Source organism: Paenibacillus sp. P2(2022) (assembly GCF_029522175.1).
GTDB lineage: Bacteria > Bacillota > Bacilli > Paenibacillales > Paenibacillaceae > Paenibacillus > Paenibacillus polymyxa.
On the sequence record NZ_JAKWFI010000003.1, the window covers coordinates 337523 to 353885 of the forward strand.

Annotated in this window: 16 protein-coding genes; 7 read left to right on the plus strand and 9 right to left on the minus strand. The window is 48.4% G+C overall.

Annotated elements, in window-relative coordinates; translation table 11 throughout:
* The first annotated feature begins 91 nt into the window (after positions 1–91).
* Entirely contained in the window at positions 92–685 is a 594-nt protein-coding gene (locus MMB75_RS13295) for a hypothetical protein (RefSeq protein ID WP_016822740.1), read from the plus strand.
* A gap of 76 nt (positions 686–761) precedes the next feature.
* Here MMB75_RS13295 and MMB75_RS13300 read toward each other — a convergent pair whose 3' ends face one another.
* The 3 genes from MMB75_RS13300 to MMB75_RS13310 are packed head-to-tail and all read right to left on the minus strand — an operon-like array spanning position 762 to position 4280.
* A complete protein-coding gene (locus tag MMB75_RS13300) occupies positions 762–1370 on the minus strand; it encodes a pentapeptide repeat-containing protein (protein ID WP_025366092.1) in 609 nt (202 codons plus the stop codon).
* A 38-nt stretch (positions 1371–1408) separates the two neighbouring features.
* Positions 1409–1918: a MarR family winged helix-turn-helix transcriptional regulator gene (locus MMB75_RS13305; protein ID WP_016822737.1), complete on the minus strand. Its 510-nt coding sequence runs from the start codon at positions 1916–1918 to the stop codon at positions 1409–1411.
* On the minus strand, positions 1908–4280 hold the full coding sequence (locus tag MMB75_RS13310; protein ID WP_045244699.1) for an ATP-dependent DNA helicase: 2373 nt from the start codon (positions 4278–4280) through the stop codon (positions 1908–1910). Before MMB75_RS13310 ends, MMB75_RS13305 begins: the two co-directional genes overlap by 11 nt.
* Positions 4281–4448: 168 nt before the next feature.
* On the opposite strand from MMB75_RS13310, the gene MMB75_RS13315 reads away from it, so the two are divergent.
* Both MMB75_RS13315 and MMB75_RS13320 read left to right on the plus strand, forming a co-directional pair.
* The gene (locus MMB75_RS13315; protein WP_045244700.1) at positions 4449–5525 is read left to right on the plus strand and encodes a diguanylate cyclase; all 1077 of its coding nucleotides are present in this window, start codon (positions 4449–4451) and stop codon (positions 5523–5525) included.
* A 134-nt stretch (positions 5526–5659) separates the two neighbouring features.
* Complete coding sequence (locus MMB75_RS13320; protein WP_013373596.1) at positions 5660–5833, plus strand: aspartyl-phosphate phosphatase Spo0E family protein; 174 nt, start codon at positions 5660–5662, stop codon at positions 5831–5833.
* A gap of 63 nt (positions 5834–5896) precedes the next feature.
* Here MMB75_RS13320 and cidR read toward each other — a convergent pair whose 3' ends face one another.
* Complete coding sequence (gene cidR / locus MMB75_RS13325; RefSeq protein WP_329957189.1) at positions 5897–6802, minus strand: cidABC operon transcriptional activator CidR; 906 nt, start codon at positions 6800–6802, stop codon at positions 5897–5899.
* 131 nt (positions 6803–6933) lie between these two features.
* On the opposite strand from cidR, the gene MMB75_RS13330 reads away from it, so the two are divergent.
* Both MMB75_RS13330 and MMB75_RS13335 read left to right on the plus strand, forming a co-directional pair.
* Positions 6934–7305 (plus strand): CidA/LrgA family protein, encoded by a 372-nt coding sequence (locus MMB75_RS13330; RefSeq protein ID WP_016822733.1) that lies wholly within the window; start codon positions 6934–6936, stop codon positions 7303–7305.
* On the plus strand, positions 7302–7979 hold the full coding sequence (locus MMB75_RS13335; protein WP_016822732.1) for a CidB/LrgB family autolysis modulator: 678 nt from the start codon (positions 7302–7304) through the stop codon (positions 7977–7979). The genes MMB75_RS13330 and MMB75_RS13335 overlap by 4 nt, the downstream gene beginning before the upstream one ends.
* A 151-nt stretch (positions 7980–8130) precedes the next feature.
* On the opposite strand, the gene MMB75_RS13340 is transcribed toward MMB75_RS13335, so the two are convergent.
* The 3 genes from MMB75_RS13340 to MMB75_RS13350 all read right to left on the minus strand — a co-directional run bounded on the left by MMB75_RS13340 (position 8131) and on the right by MMB75_RS13350 (position 12163).
* A complete protein-coding gene (locus tag MMB75_RS13340; protein ID WP_277508302.1) occupies positions 8131–9834 on the minus strand; it encodes a glycerol-3-phosphate dehydrogenase/oxidase in 1704 nt (567 codons plus the stop codon).
* A 227-nt stretch (positions 9835–10061) separates the two neighbouring features.
* Entirely contained in the window at positions 10062–11552 is a 1491-nt protein-coding gene (gene glpK, locus MMB75_RS13345; RefSeq protein WP_257127113.1) for a glycerol kinase GlpK, read from the minus strand.
* A 53-nt stretch (positions 11553–11605) separates the two neighbouring features.
* Positions 11606–12163 (minus strand): glycerol-3-phosphate responsive antiterminator, encoded by a 558-nt coding sequence (locus MMB75_RS13350; protein WP_031462425.1) that lies wholly within the window; start codon positions 12161–12163, stop codon positions 11606–11608.
* A gap of 247 nt (positions 12164–12410) precedes the next feature.
* Between MMB75_RS13350 and MMB75_RS13355 the strand changes: the two genes are divergently transcribed.
* Positions 12411–12908: a DUF1036 domain-containing protein gene (locus MMB75_RS13355; protein WP_045244703.1), complete on the plus strand. Its 498-nt coding sequence runs from the start codon at positions 12411–12413 to the stop codon at positions 12906–12908.
* 96 nt (positions 12909–13004) lie between these two features.
* Here MMB75_RS13355 and MMB75_RS13360 read toward each other — a convergent pair whose 3' ends face one another.
* Positions 13005–13958, minus strand: coding sequence for an alpha/beta hydrolase (locus tag MMB75_RS13360; protein WP_257126423.1), 954 nt, complete (start codon positions 13956–13958; stop codon positions 13005–13007).
* A 259-nt stretch (positions 13959–14217) separates the two neighbouring features.
* Here MMB75_RS13360 and MMB75_RS13365 point away from each other — a divergent pair, with 259 nt between their 5' ends.
* Positions 14218–14853, plus strand: coding sequence for an NAD(P)-dependent oxidoreductase (locus tag MMB75_RS13365; protein WP_257126424.1), 636 nt, complete (start codon positions 14218–14220; stop codon positions 14851–14853).
* A 111-nt stretch (positions 14854–14964) separates the two neighbouring features.
* Here MMB75_RS13365 and MMB75_RS13370 read toward each other — a convergent pair whose 3' ends face one another.
* Positions 14965–16125 (minus strand): cation:proton antiporter, encoded by a 1161-nt coding sequence (locus MMB75_RS13370; protein WP_025366099.1) that lies wholly within the window; start codon positions 16123–16125, stop codon positions 14965–14967.
* Positions 16126–16363: the final 238 nt, after the last annotated feature.

The window sequence follows — 16363 nt, forward strand, 5'->3', positions numbered from 1 at the left end:
ATCTGCTCCATGCTTAAAAAAGGTAGAATTGTGTGTAATAACAGGGTAGAGGCATGGGTCCTAATCGGAAGCGTAGGAAGGAGAGATGCATATGACAGTCCGAACAATAGAAGAGTTGGAGCAGATCCGCAAAGAGTGTAAATCCATGGTGACGAAAAGGGCCGCAGCTTCAGGGGGAGCTGTATTGGTCCCCATTCCAGGGGCTGACGTTCTTGCTGATGTCGGCATTTTGATGCAGCTACTGCCTGCCATTAATGAAAAATTCGGATTATCTGAGCAGCAGTTGGAGGGTCTGGATGCAGAAACAAAGTCGATGGTGTATGGCTTTATCACTTCAATTGGCAGCAAGCTAATCGGACGACTCATCACCCGAGAAGCCATCGTGAAGATTTTGCAGAAAATGGGCATTCGCATCGCCACCAAGCAGGTTAGCAAGTTTGTCCCTCTACTGGGGCAAGGACTAGCCGCAGCGATTGGCTTTACTGCGATGCGAACCATTGGGAATCGGCATATCGATGAGTGCTACGAAGTGGCCAAACGCCTGCTGGAGCAACAAACTGCCGCAGATACGGCACGTAACTGGACGGTACCACAGCAGCCTCTAGATCCCGCGGGAGTTGATCAGTTGCCAAATCAAAATCCGGCAGCAGCGATTCCGCTACTGCCGACATCCCATAAAGAATAATTTTTCAGACTTAGTATTCTCCAATTCTCCAGCACGGGGTAACACAGGTCGAGATAGCCCCTGTATCTCCGTGCTTTTAACCATCTATCTTGGCTCCATAGGAGCGGGCCACTGCTACGGCCTGCTCGATATCTAGCTTGGCTCCGGTGATGTCCAAATCTTTAAAATTCACGCCATCCATCTTCGCACCGCGCAGGTCTGTTCCTTGAAGGTGGGCTTTGTGCAGCCTTACCCGAGTAAGATCCGCCTCCCGCAAATCTGCCTTTTCCAGATGGCATTCGGATAAATCAGCTTCCTTGAAGCGTATTTTTCGCAAATCCTGTTTTCTTAAATCTGCATGACGTAAGTTCGTATAAGACCAGTCTCCGCCCGTAATCGTGATCCCATCCATATTTGCTCCCGCAAAGTCTGAACCTACCAGCTTACAGTTATCAAAACGGACTACAAACAGATTCGCGCTGTTGAATAGACAATTGGTAAAAGCGGACTCCTTGTAGTGAGATGCATTCAGGATGGCTCCGGTAAAATCACAGTCCACAAAGGTACAACCTTCTACAAGAGACTCATTCATCTCTACACCCCGAAAGCGACAACGGGTAAACTCGCAATTTCTCCACTCGCCTTCTCTGGCATCCATTGAGCCAAAATCACGGCCTTCATAGACCTCATCTGTATAAAAGAACATATTTCCCTCTCCTATTCCTTATCCCCGACATCAGGGATTCAGCTTTTCGGCAACGACCGCTCAAAACCGTTTTTCATTTTTCCAAGCAAACCCTTCATCATCTTATGATCCTGTGGCGTAAACTCAGACATGCATGACCGAATCAGCTTCGTATAATAAGGGACTATCTTACTTAATAGCTCTCGTCCTGCCTCTTTTAAGCCGACAGTCACCATCCGTCCGTCACTCTCATGAGCCACACGTTCAATCATGCCATCTCGCTCTAATCCGTCGATCAACCCCGTCATGGTTCCACGCGTGACATCCGCTTTTTCCGCTAACTCCGATGGTGTCATGCGATGCGGCGCATGACAATGCAACAGACTAAGAACAATAATCCGGCCCTGAGAAGCCCCCAACTTGGTCAAATCTGTATCCATTTCCCTGAAAATACCGTTAGCCAAGCGCGCAAATGTCACAAAAGTCTCTATATTATCTACTTCGGCATCCTCATGTCCAAAGCTACGCAGCACCCCGCGTATGGAGTCATTATGAAAATTAAAATTCATAGTCCATCCATTCCTTCCTTAAATCCGCTTGTTCCGTCAAACGGTAGCTTTTCCATTCGTCTGGCAGCAAAGAAGCATATGGCTCCTTGGCAAAACGATCATCTACCAGGACCAGCAGCCCTTCGTCATGCTCTGTGCGAATAAGTCTGCCTCCTGCCTGAAGGACCTTGTTCATCCCCGGATATACATACGCATAGTTGAAACCATTTCGTCCCTGTTCCGAAAAATAATCCCGCAGCACATCCCGCTCCGCTCCAATTTGCGGCAAGCCGACGCCGACGACCACTACCCCGTTTAAGCGATCACCCGGTAAATCGACGCCTTCAGCAAACACACCCCCCAGTACGGCAAACCCAAGCAGGGTACGCTCTTGCCCAGGCTGGAAGGTGTCCAGGAACCGATCACGCTCCGGTTCGGTCATACCTGGACTTTGTACCAACGTATCTGCAGACACGTCCCGAAGCATGAACTCCTCATATACCTCACGCAGATACGGATAAGACGGGAAAAACACAAGGACGTTCCCTTTCCGCTCAGCAACCAATCCAGCCAGCATATCGGCAATCGCCCCTTTGGAACGCTCACGATCCCGATAACGGATGGAGAGCGGCAGCAGGCGTACATCCCATTGCTCCTGATGGAAAGGGGAAGGGACCTGTAACGTATAGTCTTCCTCGCTTGCTCCGAGCATGTCCCGGTAATAAGCAAGCGGTGTCAATGTCGCCGAAAAATATATAGTTGAGCGGTAGTTCTTTACAGCCTGTCCCAGCAAATGCGAAGGATCGAGACAAAACAGCTTGATCCTCACCTCACTGCGCCCCGCTTCAATATAAGTAATGTAACGTTCATCGTATAGAGCAGCGATTCGCAGCATATTTTGAGCGGTAAAATACGTATCCAGAAGCAATGCGTAGGCCGTCCCCTCACTGCTTGCGCGGCTTGTACTGCTCCCCGTCACCAGTTCACGTTCAGCAGCTTCCACAAAAGGCACTAACAGCTCTAGCACCCCTTGCGGTGCTGATGTTTCCACTGCTTTTTCTGTATCTGCATGCAGCTTGCGCAGCGTAATCATATGTGCGTTCACTGCACTCGCAGCCGCAGCAATCTCAGGGCTAAGCAACTTAAATTCTCTCTTCAGTTCCAAAAAAGAAGATTTCAGGATTTCCGCCGAAAACATGTCCCGACCGCGTTCCACCAGATTATGCGCCTCATCCACCAGCACAACACCTTTTCGCTTGTGCTCCTCCAGCAATCTTTTCAGAGAAATCCGTGGATCAAAAACATAATTATAATCACTGATTATACCATCCGAGGCATACGCCACATCTAGCGAAAATTCAAAGGGACATACCTTATGCTTGCGCGCATAATGCTCAATCACCGCCCGCGTCATTAACGTCTCATTCGCCAAAATATCGGACACCGCACCGTTAATCCGGTCGTAATAGCCCTCGCACATGCTGCATGCTCCTGCATCGCAATCATTTTCATCCTTGAAGCAAATTTTATCCTTCGCCGTCAACGTTACCACATGCATGTGCAGCCCTCGGGCCTGCATTCGGGCATATGCCTCTTCAGCTGCTGCCCGAGTGGTGGTACGAGCCGTTACATAATATACTCGCCTAGCCAGTCCTTCGCCAATCGCCTTAATCGCAGGATACAAAGTGGATACCGTTTTACCAATACCTGTGGGTGCTTTGGCAAACAGGTTAACCCCTTCGGCAATCGTCTTATACACCGAACCCGCTAGAGTTCGTTGACCTGAGCGATACGTGTCAAAAGGAAACTCCAACATAGCAATACTGGTATCCCTCTTCTCCGCATGTGCTCTCAGCAGGAATGCATACGGCGCATAACCAGCAATCATTTCCTGAGCGAAAGCCTCCAGCTCTGCAAAAGCTAGCATCCGTCTGAAGCGGCGAATATTTTCACTGTGTGCTTGTACATAAGTAAGTTGAACTTGCATGGAATGATGCTGTTCCTCACGAGCAATCATATAGGCATACAGAAATGCTTGTGCCCAGTGCACCGGCTGGCCGTCCCCCTGAATATCTTCGAGGGGCTGAGAGATTGATTTAATTTCATCAACCGTCCATACGCCATCCAGCTCAATCAATCCGTCACAGCGGCCTTCAATGATAAACAATTCGCCCTCATACAAAATTTCTGTACGTAAATGCACCTCTTTGCGGTCATGCTCCTTGTAACCTTTCTGAATAACCTGATGCACGCGAGTTCCTTCCTGCATACTGCTATTCGAACGAAAGCCGCTCTGAATGCTGCCACTTCGATGCACATATTCCACAAGTGGACGCACCGAAATGTGAATTGGTTCCTTCATACGATCACCCGTTCCGGTCATAGTCCTTACACTGTACCACGTAGATCAACGAAACGTAAGGGACATAAGAATCGTTTGTGGTCGATTGGTATTCATTCATATCTACTTTTTACCGAAATATAGAAACGAGGCCTTTTACTTTATTCCCAACGATACTACAACTCACATTACAGCATAAAGGACAGGGATATGTTAAAAGAATTAATTAACAATTTTGCGTTATTAACGAACTTCTTATTCTTTGGAAATTTATTTTCCCGGAAATATGAACGTTACCTGAAAAACCACGCACTCATTCATCGGGTAATGAACGGTTTAATGCTGGGTCTGTTTGGCATTCTGTTAATGATGACCGGTTTATGGATCCGTGGGCACTTTGTGGTTGATCTGCGCCAACTGGCGATTATCATATCTGTTTATATGGGGGGATCGGTATCCGGTCTGCTGACCACTCTGATCATAAGCCTGTACCGTATTTACATCACTGGAGGTTGGACGGATATTTCTTTGACTGCTACTGTCAATTGCTTCATGACATTAGTCGTTTCACTTATCTTTATTCGAGAAAAAAGACTAACACTCAGCAAATGGATGTCAGCCGTGCTTGGAGCTGTTGTTGTGTCGCTGTTATCTACTTTCTTTGTGGCTAATCCTCCGAATTCGGAAACTATTATAATAATCACAACCGTTAAGATGCTTGGCGGCTTGTTCACTTATTTTATGATGTCCCATATCAAAAAAACAGAACGGGCTATTCATCTGCTGGAAGAAGCTGCAAACCGGGATCATTTAACCGGGTTATACAGTCCGCGTGCTTTTGATGCGCTGTTCGAAGAGGTACTTCATGCTTCCAAGACTACAAAAAAACCCTTTGGACTCGTGATGCTAGATATTGACCACTTTAAAAAAATTAATGATACGTATGGCCATTTGAACGGAGACACCGTCTTAAGCCAACTGGGAATTCTGTTAAACCGGGAATCTACAACAAGAGCATATCCCTCCCGTAAGGGCGGAGAGGAATTTGCAATTTTACTCGGAGATTGTGATACCGAAAAGGCGGCAAGCTTTGCTGAGAAGATCCGGAAAGCTGTGGAAAATGAATGTTTTCTCTTGAATGACGGAACCATAATCTCTTTAACCGTATCCATCGGAGCAGGCAGTTCTCCTGTCATTGCATCAAGGCACTTACTCGAAAAAGCAGACGAAGCATTATATGAAGCTAAACGGTCAGGACGCAATCGGGTAAAGTTGGCAAAACCATAATTATTAGTCGCTAAATGTCAGGAAAGCTGGATTAATGTTAATAAAAAGTGGTAAAATGGAAATAACATCGTTATCAAAAAAACTTCTGCCGCTAGTGGAGACATGCCTTACAATCGACATGGGGGGTGGGCTTTGTGAACCTCGAACAATTGGAAAAACTCATGGAAAAAGAACGCCGTGAACTGAATCGCATGGCTGACTTACACGGATTAAGAGATGAACGTGTATTGGACAAATCCTCCAGGCTTGACCGTATTATGGACAAGTACCTTCACACCAAGCGCGCAATCAACCAAACACACTCATAAAAGCAAGCTACTTCGCTGCCCCTCAGGGCAGCTTTTTTATGATGTAAGCCACTTCCGTCCTTCTCACTGACGACTTCCACCATATTCTGTCCGCAACAATCGCTGTGTGAAGGATATCCACTCTCTGGCAGCAAAGGACAGATACCGATCGTTCCGCCAAATCATCCCCAAATGCCAAGGAATGACAGGGTCCACCAGCGGAAGAACACGCAAACGTTCGGAATCCAAATCCCGGCATATCGCCTCCGGCAATAACGCTACTCCCAGGTTGGCAGCAACCATTTCGCTAATCAAATCCCATTGAGAGCTTTCGTAGACTACACGCGGCTGAAAGCCGGCACGAACACATTCGGCAATGATACGGTCATGCAGCGTAAAATCCTCACGGAACAGCACAAACGCCTCCTCTGCTAACGCAGATAGCGGCACCTCCTTGCACTCAGCCAATGCATGCGTAGGATGAACGAGCAGATTCAGCTTTTCCTCCACAAATAGAAATGTCTCGAACATATCGCCAACCGGTGGCAGCACAATCACCCCGATATCCAGCGCGCCAGCTTCTACGTCCTGCTCCACTTTCTTCGCTCCATCCTCGAACAATTGAATCGTCACATCGGGAAAGGCCTTGTGAAATTCTCCAATGACACGCGGAAAAAAGCTCGATCCGACCATAGGAGGCAGACCAATGCGGATATGTCCTTTTTTCAGGTTCATCAAATCACTCAGTTCCGAGGACAGGCTCTGAAAGGACTTCACAATCGCTTGGGCCTGAAGCTCAATGACCTTGCCCGCATCCGTCAGTTCGATTTTTTTGCCAATCCGATCGAACAGAGTAACTCCCAATTCTTCTTCCAGGCTTTTAATCGTCTTACTGATCGTCGGCTGGGTAATAAACATGCTCTGGGCTGCCTTCGTAAAGCTGCGCAACCGCGCGACTTCCAGAAAATATTGCAAATGTCGGATATCCAAAGCTACACCTTCTTCCATAGACAAACGGAATAGACTTCATTCTTTATATGCATTTTACTCATGAAAGCTTGTGATGTAAAATTTCATTACAGTTTGAAAATAACGGATCTCGAAGATAGGAGACTTTATATATGAAAAGCTTCATACGCGGTGTCCTTCAGATCGCCGTCCTGATGGCCTTTTCGCTCATCCTGAACGCGGTGGTCTCCTGGCTCCACCTGCCTGTACCCGGTAGTATCATCGGTATGCTGATTCTCTTTATTCTGCTGCAAACGGGCGTGGTTCGACTAAGCTGGATCGAGGTTGGCGCTAACTGGTTGCTGGCCGAGCTGCTATTATTCTTTATTCCCTCTGCTGTTGGTGTTATGAATTATTGGCCGATGCTGGAACACGATGGCATGAGCATTATGCTGGTCGTGCTGCTCGGCACCTTCCTGGTGATGGCCTGCACAGGTATGATCGCCAGTCTGCTTGGCAAACGAAAGGAGCATAAATCATCATGACCGGTCTTCTATGTATTATATTAACACTTGCTATTTACTGGATGGCCAAACGCATGTACCGCACATTGCCCAAGGTGTATTTGTCCCCATTGCTCATTACACCTGTGGTTATCATTTTGATTTTGACGCTGACGGGTGTGAACTACCGTTCTTATAATTCAGGCGCTCATTTTCTATCCATGCTGCTACAGCCAGCTACGATTGCATTTGCTGTCCCTTTGTACCGATATTTCCCTGTGTTAAAAAAACACGCGGCTCAAATCGTGCTTAGCGTGTTATCTGGATCTGTCGTAGCCGTGCTGTCCTCCATGGCGCTCGCCAAGTGGATGCACCTGGACTCCTCGCTGCTAAGCAGCCTGATTCCTCGCTCCATTACGACACCTATTGCGATGAATGTATCGCAAACGATTGGCGGTAATCCGACGGTCACGGCTGTATTCGTTATTCTGACCGGATTGAGCGGTCTTATTATCGGCCCGATGATTGTCAAACTATTTCGGATTGAAAATGAGGTTTCACGCGGGGTATTGCTTGGTACCGGTGCTCATGGTACGGGTACTTCCAAAGCGTTCGAGTTCAGTTCGTTGACAGGTACGATTTCCAGCATCTCGATGGTGCTCGCCGCTCTCTTTACCTTGGCGGCTGCCCCATTCCTGTTCCACCTGATGCTGTAAGCCATCTGTATACAATGAAGCAGCGATTCTCTTATGAATAGAGAATCGCTGCTTTTGTTTTGTAGGACCCTTTTTCGCTTAAAGCAGTGGTGAGAAACGAAACGATTGTAGAGAAGCGGAGCGGTAAAGGATACGCATCCCTCACGCTGTATCAGATGGCTTTAACAGCGCTGGGTTCCGCCTCTACCTCTACAGGTGTCACAGCTTCATACAGATAAGCATCCAGCTCAGTCGTATATTGGCGTTCTTGCTCGGCGCTCCAGCCTGCGTACTCGGACATCCATGCAATGACAGCCTGCTTCCAGCGCTTCACCTCGTCAATCTGAAAGAACAGTGCTCCAGTGCGACGTATGAAAAAGTCAGACGGTGTCACCGTCATTTCCTGTTCCATCGCGTACAATAGCGGAACACGCACTTCTATAGGCAACGCCGCTTCCGTCTCGGTGGCGTTCTTCATGCTCCGTGTCGCTATGGCGAACAGTCGCTCCACATTTGAGCCATAGCGAGCAGCCCATGCTCTGGCGGTTTCTGGCGACAGACCGAGCGCGGCACCCGCTGCGGCTTGCTTGCTCACGAAAGCGTCCCAACCCGCCGAGCCGCCTACATTGCCGCCCGAAATCGGGATATGCCTTGTGCGGCATGCCCGAAAGCTTTGCCCATGCAAGCGGCCCAGCTCCCGTACCGCGCGATCCACGACGAGTTCGGACATTTTCCGGTAGCCTGTCAGCTTGCCGCCTGCAATCGTGATCAGACCTGAACGGGATTCCCAAATTTCGTCCTTACGTGAAATTTCCGAAGGGCTTTTACCGTCTTCATAAATGAGCGGGCGTACTCCTGCCCAACTGGATTCCACATCTGCAACCGTCAGCTTCACATCCGGGAACATCCCGTTGATCGCTTGAAGCACATACGCCCGGTCTTCGGCGGTCATCCGGGGATGCGACGTATCCCCCTCATATACCGTATCGGTCGTACCTGCATAGGTTTTGCCATCACGCGGGATCGCGAATACCATGCGTCCATCCGGTGTATCGAAGTACACTGCCTGTTGAAGCGGGAAGCGCTCAGCATCGAATACCAGGTGGATACCCTTCGTCAGGCGAAGCACCTTTCCCTCTTTGGAGCGATCCATTTCCCGCAACGTATCTACCCATGGCCCGGCAGCGTTAATGACCAGCGAAGCCCTGATCTCGTATGGCTTTCCCGTTACCCGATCGGTTACACTGGCGCCGCTTATTCGTCCGCTGTCATACAGCAGCTTGTCAGCCTTGGCATAGTTCACGGCCAGCGCCCCTCGTGTAACGGCTTCCTTCATCACCTCAATCGTCAGGCGAGCATCGTCTGTGCGGTACTCCACATAACTCCCGCTTCCCTTCAGTCCTTCTCTCTTCAGCAAAGGCTCGCGCTCCAGCGTAGCCTGGATGTCCAGCATGCGGCGGCGCTCACTACGCTTCACGCCAGCGAGGAAGTCATACACCAGCAGACCAATCGAGGTGGTGAACGCATTAAATGTGCCACCCTGGTGAAAAGGAAGCAGCATACGCTCCGGAATGGTCACATGAGGGCCATTTTCAAATACGATAGCTCGTTCCTTCCCGACCTCGGCTACCATCTTAACCTCAAATTGCTTCAAATAACGAAGACCGCCATGCACCAGCTTGGTAGAACGACTGGATGTGCCTGCTGCAAAATCCTGCATTTCCACCAGAGCCGTCTTCAAACCACGATCCGCAGCGTCCAGCGCAATTCCCGCCCCTGTAATGCCGCCACCAATAATTAAAATATCAAAATGCTCACGCCCCATACGTTCCAAAACAGCCGTTCTCTCCTGTGCAGCAAATCCCTGTTCTCCCATCATCTATCCCTCCAATTTCGTACATGTCTGCTTTGCCATCTGACACCGAATCACCAAAAGATACAAAAAAAGACCACGAACATCGCTGCGGCGGATGCCGAGCGGTTCATGGTCTCTCCAAGTCTCCTGACGAGTATTAACTTATCTATATCGTAGCATACACAGTACACGATGAAAAGGGGAATCTGCCTGTTGTCAGCTGACTGCCTACTGTCGTAAAACCACCTTTACTTGAATGCCATCGCGGCATGGACTGCCTTTTTCCAGCCGCCATATCGTTCAGCCCGCACTTCTTCACTCATGGTCGGAGTGAAGGTTCGGTCACTCTGAGCATATCCCCGGACTTCATCCAAACTGTCCCAGAAGCCGACTGCCAGCCCTGCCAAATACGCCGCCCCCAGTGCCGTTGTCTCGTTCACAGCAGGTCGTTCCACAGGCAGATCGAGAATATCGCTCTGGAACTGCATCAGGAACTCGTTCATCACTGCGCCCCCATCTACACGCAATGAGCGCACAGGTACACCCGAGTCGCTCGCCATGGCGGTTAGAACATCTTTGGTCTGGTAGGCCAGCGATTCCAGTACCGCTCGTATAAAATGCTCCTTGGATGTTCCCCGTGTTAAGCCAAAGGTCGCGCCGCGCACATCACTGTCCCAATACGGGCTGCCAAGACCCACAAAGGCTGGGACAAAATATACACCCTCCGTTGAGGTCACCCGCGCCGCATACGCTTCACTGTCTTTGGCCTCGCGGAACATACGCAGCCCGTCACGCAGCCACTGAATAGCAGACCCGGCTACAAAAATGCTGCCCTCCAACGCATACTTCACCTGACCGTTCAACCCCCATGCAATGGTAGTAATCAGTCCATGCTTCGATTCACAGGGTTCATCTCCGGTATTCATCAGCATAAAGCAGCCCGTACCGTATGTATTTTTAATCATGCCTTTGTCAAAGCATCCCTGACCGAACAAAGCTGCTTGCTGATCGCCCGCCGCTCCGGCAATGGGAATTTCCTGTCCAAAAAAATGATAATCCACCGTATTCGCATATATTTCGGAGGATGACCTCACCTCCGGCAGCATAGACGCAGGAACGCCGAGAATATCCAGCAGCTCCTCATCCCATTTCAGCTCATAAATGTTGTACATTAGCGTACGAGCAGCGTTGGAATAGTCCGTTACATGCGCTTTACCGCCAGACAGTCTCCAGATCAGCCAGGTATCGATTGTACCGAAAAACAGCTCTCCGCGTTCCGCCTGGGCTCTCGCTCCTTCAACGTTGTCGAGTATCCATTTGACTTTGGTACCCGAAAAGTAGGGATCAATGAGCAGCCCTGTTTTGCTATGAAAAGTTTGATCAAGTCCACGGCCTTTCAAGTCCTCGCAAATCCCGGCCGTTTGCCGTGACTGCCATACCAGCGCATGATATACCGGCAGGCCTGTATGTTTATCCCACACCACCACAGTTTCCCGTTGATTGGTAATGCCAATTCCAGCAATTTGACCGGCTTTCACACCTGATTCCGACAGACAAGAGGCGATGACAGCCAAAATAGAGCTCCATATTTCATTCGCGTTGTGCTCTACCCATCCCGGCTGGGGAAAATACTGCGGAAACTCCCGTTGTGCCCTGTACACCACTTTCCCCTGCCGATCAAACAAGATGGCCCGCGAACTAGTTGTGCCCTGATCCAAGGCAAGAATGTACTGTTCCATCATTTTTCAGTCTCCTTGCTTTATGTATGTTGCCTACTTGATTCAAATAGAAGCTATCGCTTATAGTGCTCAAACAGTTGTTTATTGGAGGTGGTAACTGCTGTAGCTCCCGCTGCCAACGCCGCCTCCACATCCTCAGGGGTACGAATAAGTCCGCCAGCCAAAATGGGAATCCCTGTACGTTCACTGACCTCCGCAATCATCGGTGGCACAACACCAGGCAGCACCTCAATATAATCGGGGCGCGTTTTTTCCACCAGTGCGTAGCTTTTTTCCAGCGCAATCGTATCCAGCAGGAACACTCGCTGTACAGCAAGGATCCCCTTTTTTTTGGCGGTTGCAATCACCCCGGAACGGGTCGAGATAATCCCAAATGGCTTAATCTCCTGACACAAATACTCAGCGGCATACTCGTCATTCTTCAAACCCTGCACCAGGTCGGCATGCAGAAGCATCTGCTTGTTGCGGCTCCTTGCCATCTGGTACAAGTTGCGCAGCTGCGCTACATGCGTATCCAGAAAAACAGCATACTCATAAGAGCTGTCCAAAATATCCTCCAACTGCTTCATGTGCTTAGCTGCAGGTAAAATGCGTTGTCCCTGAAATGGCATGGATATCCTCCTTAGGCCGAATGGCGGTCAAATTCGTTCAAATTTTATATTATCACTCTGGTCGACGAACGTGAAGCGGTTCCATAAGAATATCCCTTTACACTCCATATATTCCTTTATTTATAAACCACATCCATGGATCATCTCATGTTCTTTTTTTGTACTTTTTGGTTGTCCGTATGTCTATTACTTTTTCAGAGAATTCGCATAGATTGATATTAATCTTTCAAAGAATGGAGTGAATAGAATGGGTTTTTATGTTCGTAACAGTACGTCTAACCCTATTTCAGTTGCCGTTGGATACTATGATTCTGGTTGTAGTCCTATCACCTATGCTAAGAGAGGGTGGTACCGTATAGAACCCGGTAGACGCGCATTTCTTGTAGCTGGATCAGCCGCAAACCAAACGTTTTATGTCTACGGACATGACAGTTTTGGTAATTCGTGGGGCGGTGATTTCTACACAGATGTTCCTAGAGAGGCTTTCACAAGATGCTGGATAGCAAGTTGCCAGGGCCAGGGCTGTAGAAGCGTGGGGTTCGAGGAGATCAATGTTGGCAATTTTGAAAACTACACTCTAAACCTTGTAGATAGTACCCAAAGTGCATCTAAGTCAAGACGTACTCTAGTGGCGAAAAAAAGAAAAACCAATTTAAAATTAGGGAAGTTCAGCTTTATAAAATCACCTGGAAAATTAGGTAAGTTAGGCAAGAATAGAAAACCGCTATATGGTAAACGCAAATAGAATTATATAAACAGAACCAAAAGAAGCACCTCCCGCCATGAGCTGGGAGGCGCTTCCTTACATACTAACTGTGTATTCCTTCACTCGTCTATACAATTAGCCCCCAAACCCTTGGCGCAGCCACGAGGTAGCAAGCGTGATCGCACCGCGCTTGGCCGCGGTTTCCGACAATGGGTTCAACATCACAAAATCGTGTATGATGCCCTGAAAGCGTACAGCGGTTACATCTACCCCAGCTTCACGCAGCTTGTTCGCATAGGCCTCCCCTTCATCACGCAACACATCGGCCTCGCCTGTAATAACCAGCGCACGCGGTAGCCCTTTGAGCTGGTCCGTGTTGGCACGTAACGGGGACGCCGTGATCTGCGCTCGTTCGTTAGGATCTGTCGTATATTGATCCCAGAACCATTGCATCCCTTCACGGCTCAGGAAATACCCTGTAGCGAACTCATGGTACGATTCCGTATCAAAAGAAGCGTCCGTCACCGGATAGAACAGCAACTGTTGCCGAATGGCAGGGCCACTGCGTTCTTTGGCCAGCAGAGTTACAGCTGCAGTCATGTTACCACCGACACTATCTCCGGCGATCGTCAGCGTATCGGGCTTCAGCCCATGCTCGCGCCCCTGCTGTGCCACCCATTGAACGACCGCGTAAATTTCCTCAATCGCCGTCGGATATTTAGCTTCAGGTGACAAGCTGTATTCAGGGAATACAACAGCTGCCTGTGAGCCTACTGCCAATTCACGAATCAGACGGTCATGCGTATGAGCATTACCGAATACCCAGCCTGCTCCGTGGATATATACAATGACCGGGAGATCACCTGTCACCTGTTGTGGACGAACAATTCTGACCTTCACCTCACCGCCAGGGCCACCTGGAATCGACAGATCCTCCAGATCTGCGGCAGGTTTATCTGCTGGACCGGATTGAACCTCATTGACCGTTTCACGTCCTTTTTCAGGACCCAAATCATACAGAAACGGAGGTTTGGCATTATCGTCTGCGAATTTTTGCGCTGCGGGCTCCAACTGTACTTTTTTACTCATATCGTTTCACTCTTCCTTTCTTATTTGCGGTCTACATGTATTCAATATGGTTTACATTTATTCATTCAGTATCACCTTATATTTAAACGAGTTCCTCTCTTTCCAATCGGAGGACTCTATTTTGCCCAAAGAAGAGCTTGACTTTTATTTTATATTGTAACTATAATGGTTACATATTAAAGTTCAAGTATGAACATCATACAACGCATGAATTAAGCCAATAAATCATCCAAATTATTTTTTAGGAGGCTATTCTATTATGAAAATTGCAGTTATTGGTGCAGGCGGTAAAGCAGGAAGTAATATCGTAAAAGAAGCATTAGACAGAGGGCATGAAGTAACCGCCATCGTCCGTGACCCAGCTAAAGTAACGGATAATCGTGCAGCTGTAGTACAAAAAGACGTTTTTGACCTGAAAACAGATGATCTGAAAGGTTTTGACGCCGTTGTTAATGCTTTTGCCGCTCCGTTCGGACAAGAGCATCTGCATGTAGATGCAGGTAACGTGCTAATTGAGGCTCTCCGCAATGTATCCGGTACTCGCCTGATTGTCGTAGGTGGTGCAGGCAGCTTGTTTACGGATGAATCTCAGACACTCTTGGTCAAGGATACTCCCGACTTCCCTGATTTTGTATATCCAACAGCTCATAACCAAGGAAAGAACCTGGACATTCTACGCGGTACCAGCAACCTGAACTGGACGTTTATTAGTCCTTCCGCGGAATTTGCTCTCGGCCAACGTACAGGCTCTTACCAAGTGGGCAAAGACACACTACTGGTTAATTCCAAAGGTGCAAGCTATGTCAGCTATGAAGATTATGCAGTTGCCGTAGTAGACGAAATTGAAAAACCACAACATTTGAATCAACGTTTCACCGTCGTATCCGAGTCCTAATTCTACGACCGAACCGAACATTCCAACATAAAAAGACCCTTCGATCACTTTCCATCCTGCTTGGAAAATGAATCAGAAGGGTCTTACTGTATGTCTGGTTCGTCCAATCTTCTACTGTTTAACTCGGCTTACAGTCTTCCTGTCACTAAAACTTAGCTTAAGAATTGGAGGTGCAGCCAAAGTCGTCAAAATAACGGCAATGATGACTGATGTAAAATACTGTTGTGCCAACAGGCCTGTTTGCAGCCCGGTGGCTGCGATAATAAGCGCAACTTCTCCGCGAGATATCATGCCAGAACCAATCGCAAGCGAGGAACGGGTATTAAAACCTGTCAGCCGCGCGCCGATGCCTCCTCCGACCAACTTCGTCACCAGTGCTATCAGGGTCAAAACAACAACAAACCCAAGCTGCTGCCCCACTCCCTCAAAAGATACATTTAAGCCAATGCTGACAAAAAATACTGGCACAAAGATGGAATAAGCGATGGGCTCCACCTTTTCTTCTACGACAGGCTTAAAGCTTGTTTGCGAAATGGCAATCCCCGCAGCAAAAGCTCCGATAATGCCCGCCATACCCATCAAATCTGCAAAATACGCAAAACCGAAGCAAATGACCAACGCAGCAGTAATCACAGCTTCGGTCACTTTGAGGGGGGCAAGTATTTTCATAATCCATGGAACAACGAACCAGCCACCCAAAATAGCTACTACGAAGAAAACTAGCTTTTTGCCAACAAGAAGTCCCAGCGAAGTTTCTCCGCCCATACCGAATATACTCATCATGACCGCAAGCAGCACCACGACGAGCACATCGTCCAGCACTGCCGCACCCAAAATGGTCGAGCCTTCTCGGGTATTCAGCTTGTTCATATCCTTGAGCACCTGCACCGTAATGCTTACGGAAGTAGCGCTCAAGACAATCCCCAAAAACCATCCTTCATGCACGGAAAATCCAAAGGCTTCCCCAACTCCAAAACCACAGAGTAACGGCAAAATAATACCCCCGACTGCCACTGCTACCGCAGGCTTCCAGTTGCGCCGAAGCTGATCCAGATCCGTCTCCAGCCCGGCAATGAACATCAACAGCAACACGCCGATTTCAGACATATTATGAATCAGCGAATCATTTTGTACCCATCCCAAAACTGCCGGGCCCAGCACGATACCAGCGATCAGCTTCCCCAATACCGCAGGTTGACCGAGCTTAACCGATAAATGACCGGCTACTTTTGTAAACAATAGAATCAAAAGAAGATACAATATAAATTGCATAGGTTAATAACCTCCTTTTATTTAATCCTTGAACTCATTTGCGCATCATCTACAATTGAAGAAAACGGATAATCATAAAATGCAGAACAATCGTCCAAAATATGTGTCTGACCTTAAACAGACCACAACTCGCAAAATAAAAAGGGAAACCCTACATACAGCACAGGTTCCCCTAAAAAGACATAAAGGAGCCTTGGTGACAGGCTCCTCCGATAATTCATATATTCATTTGATATTG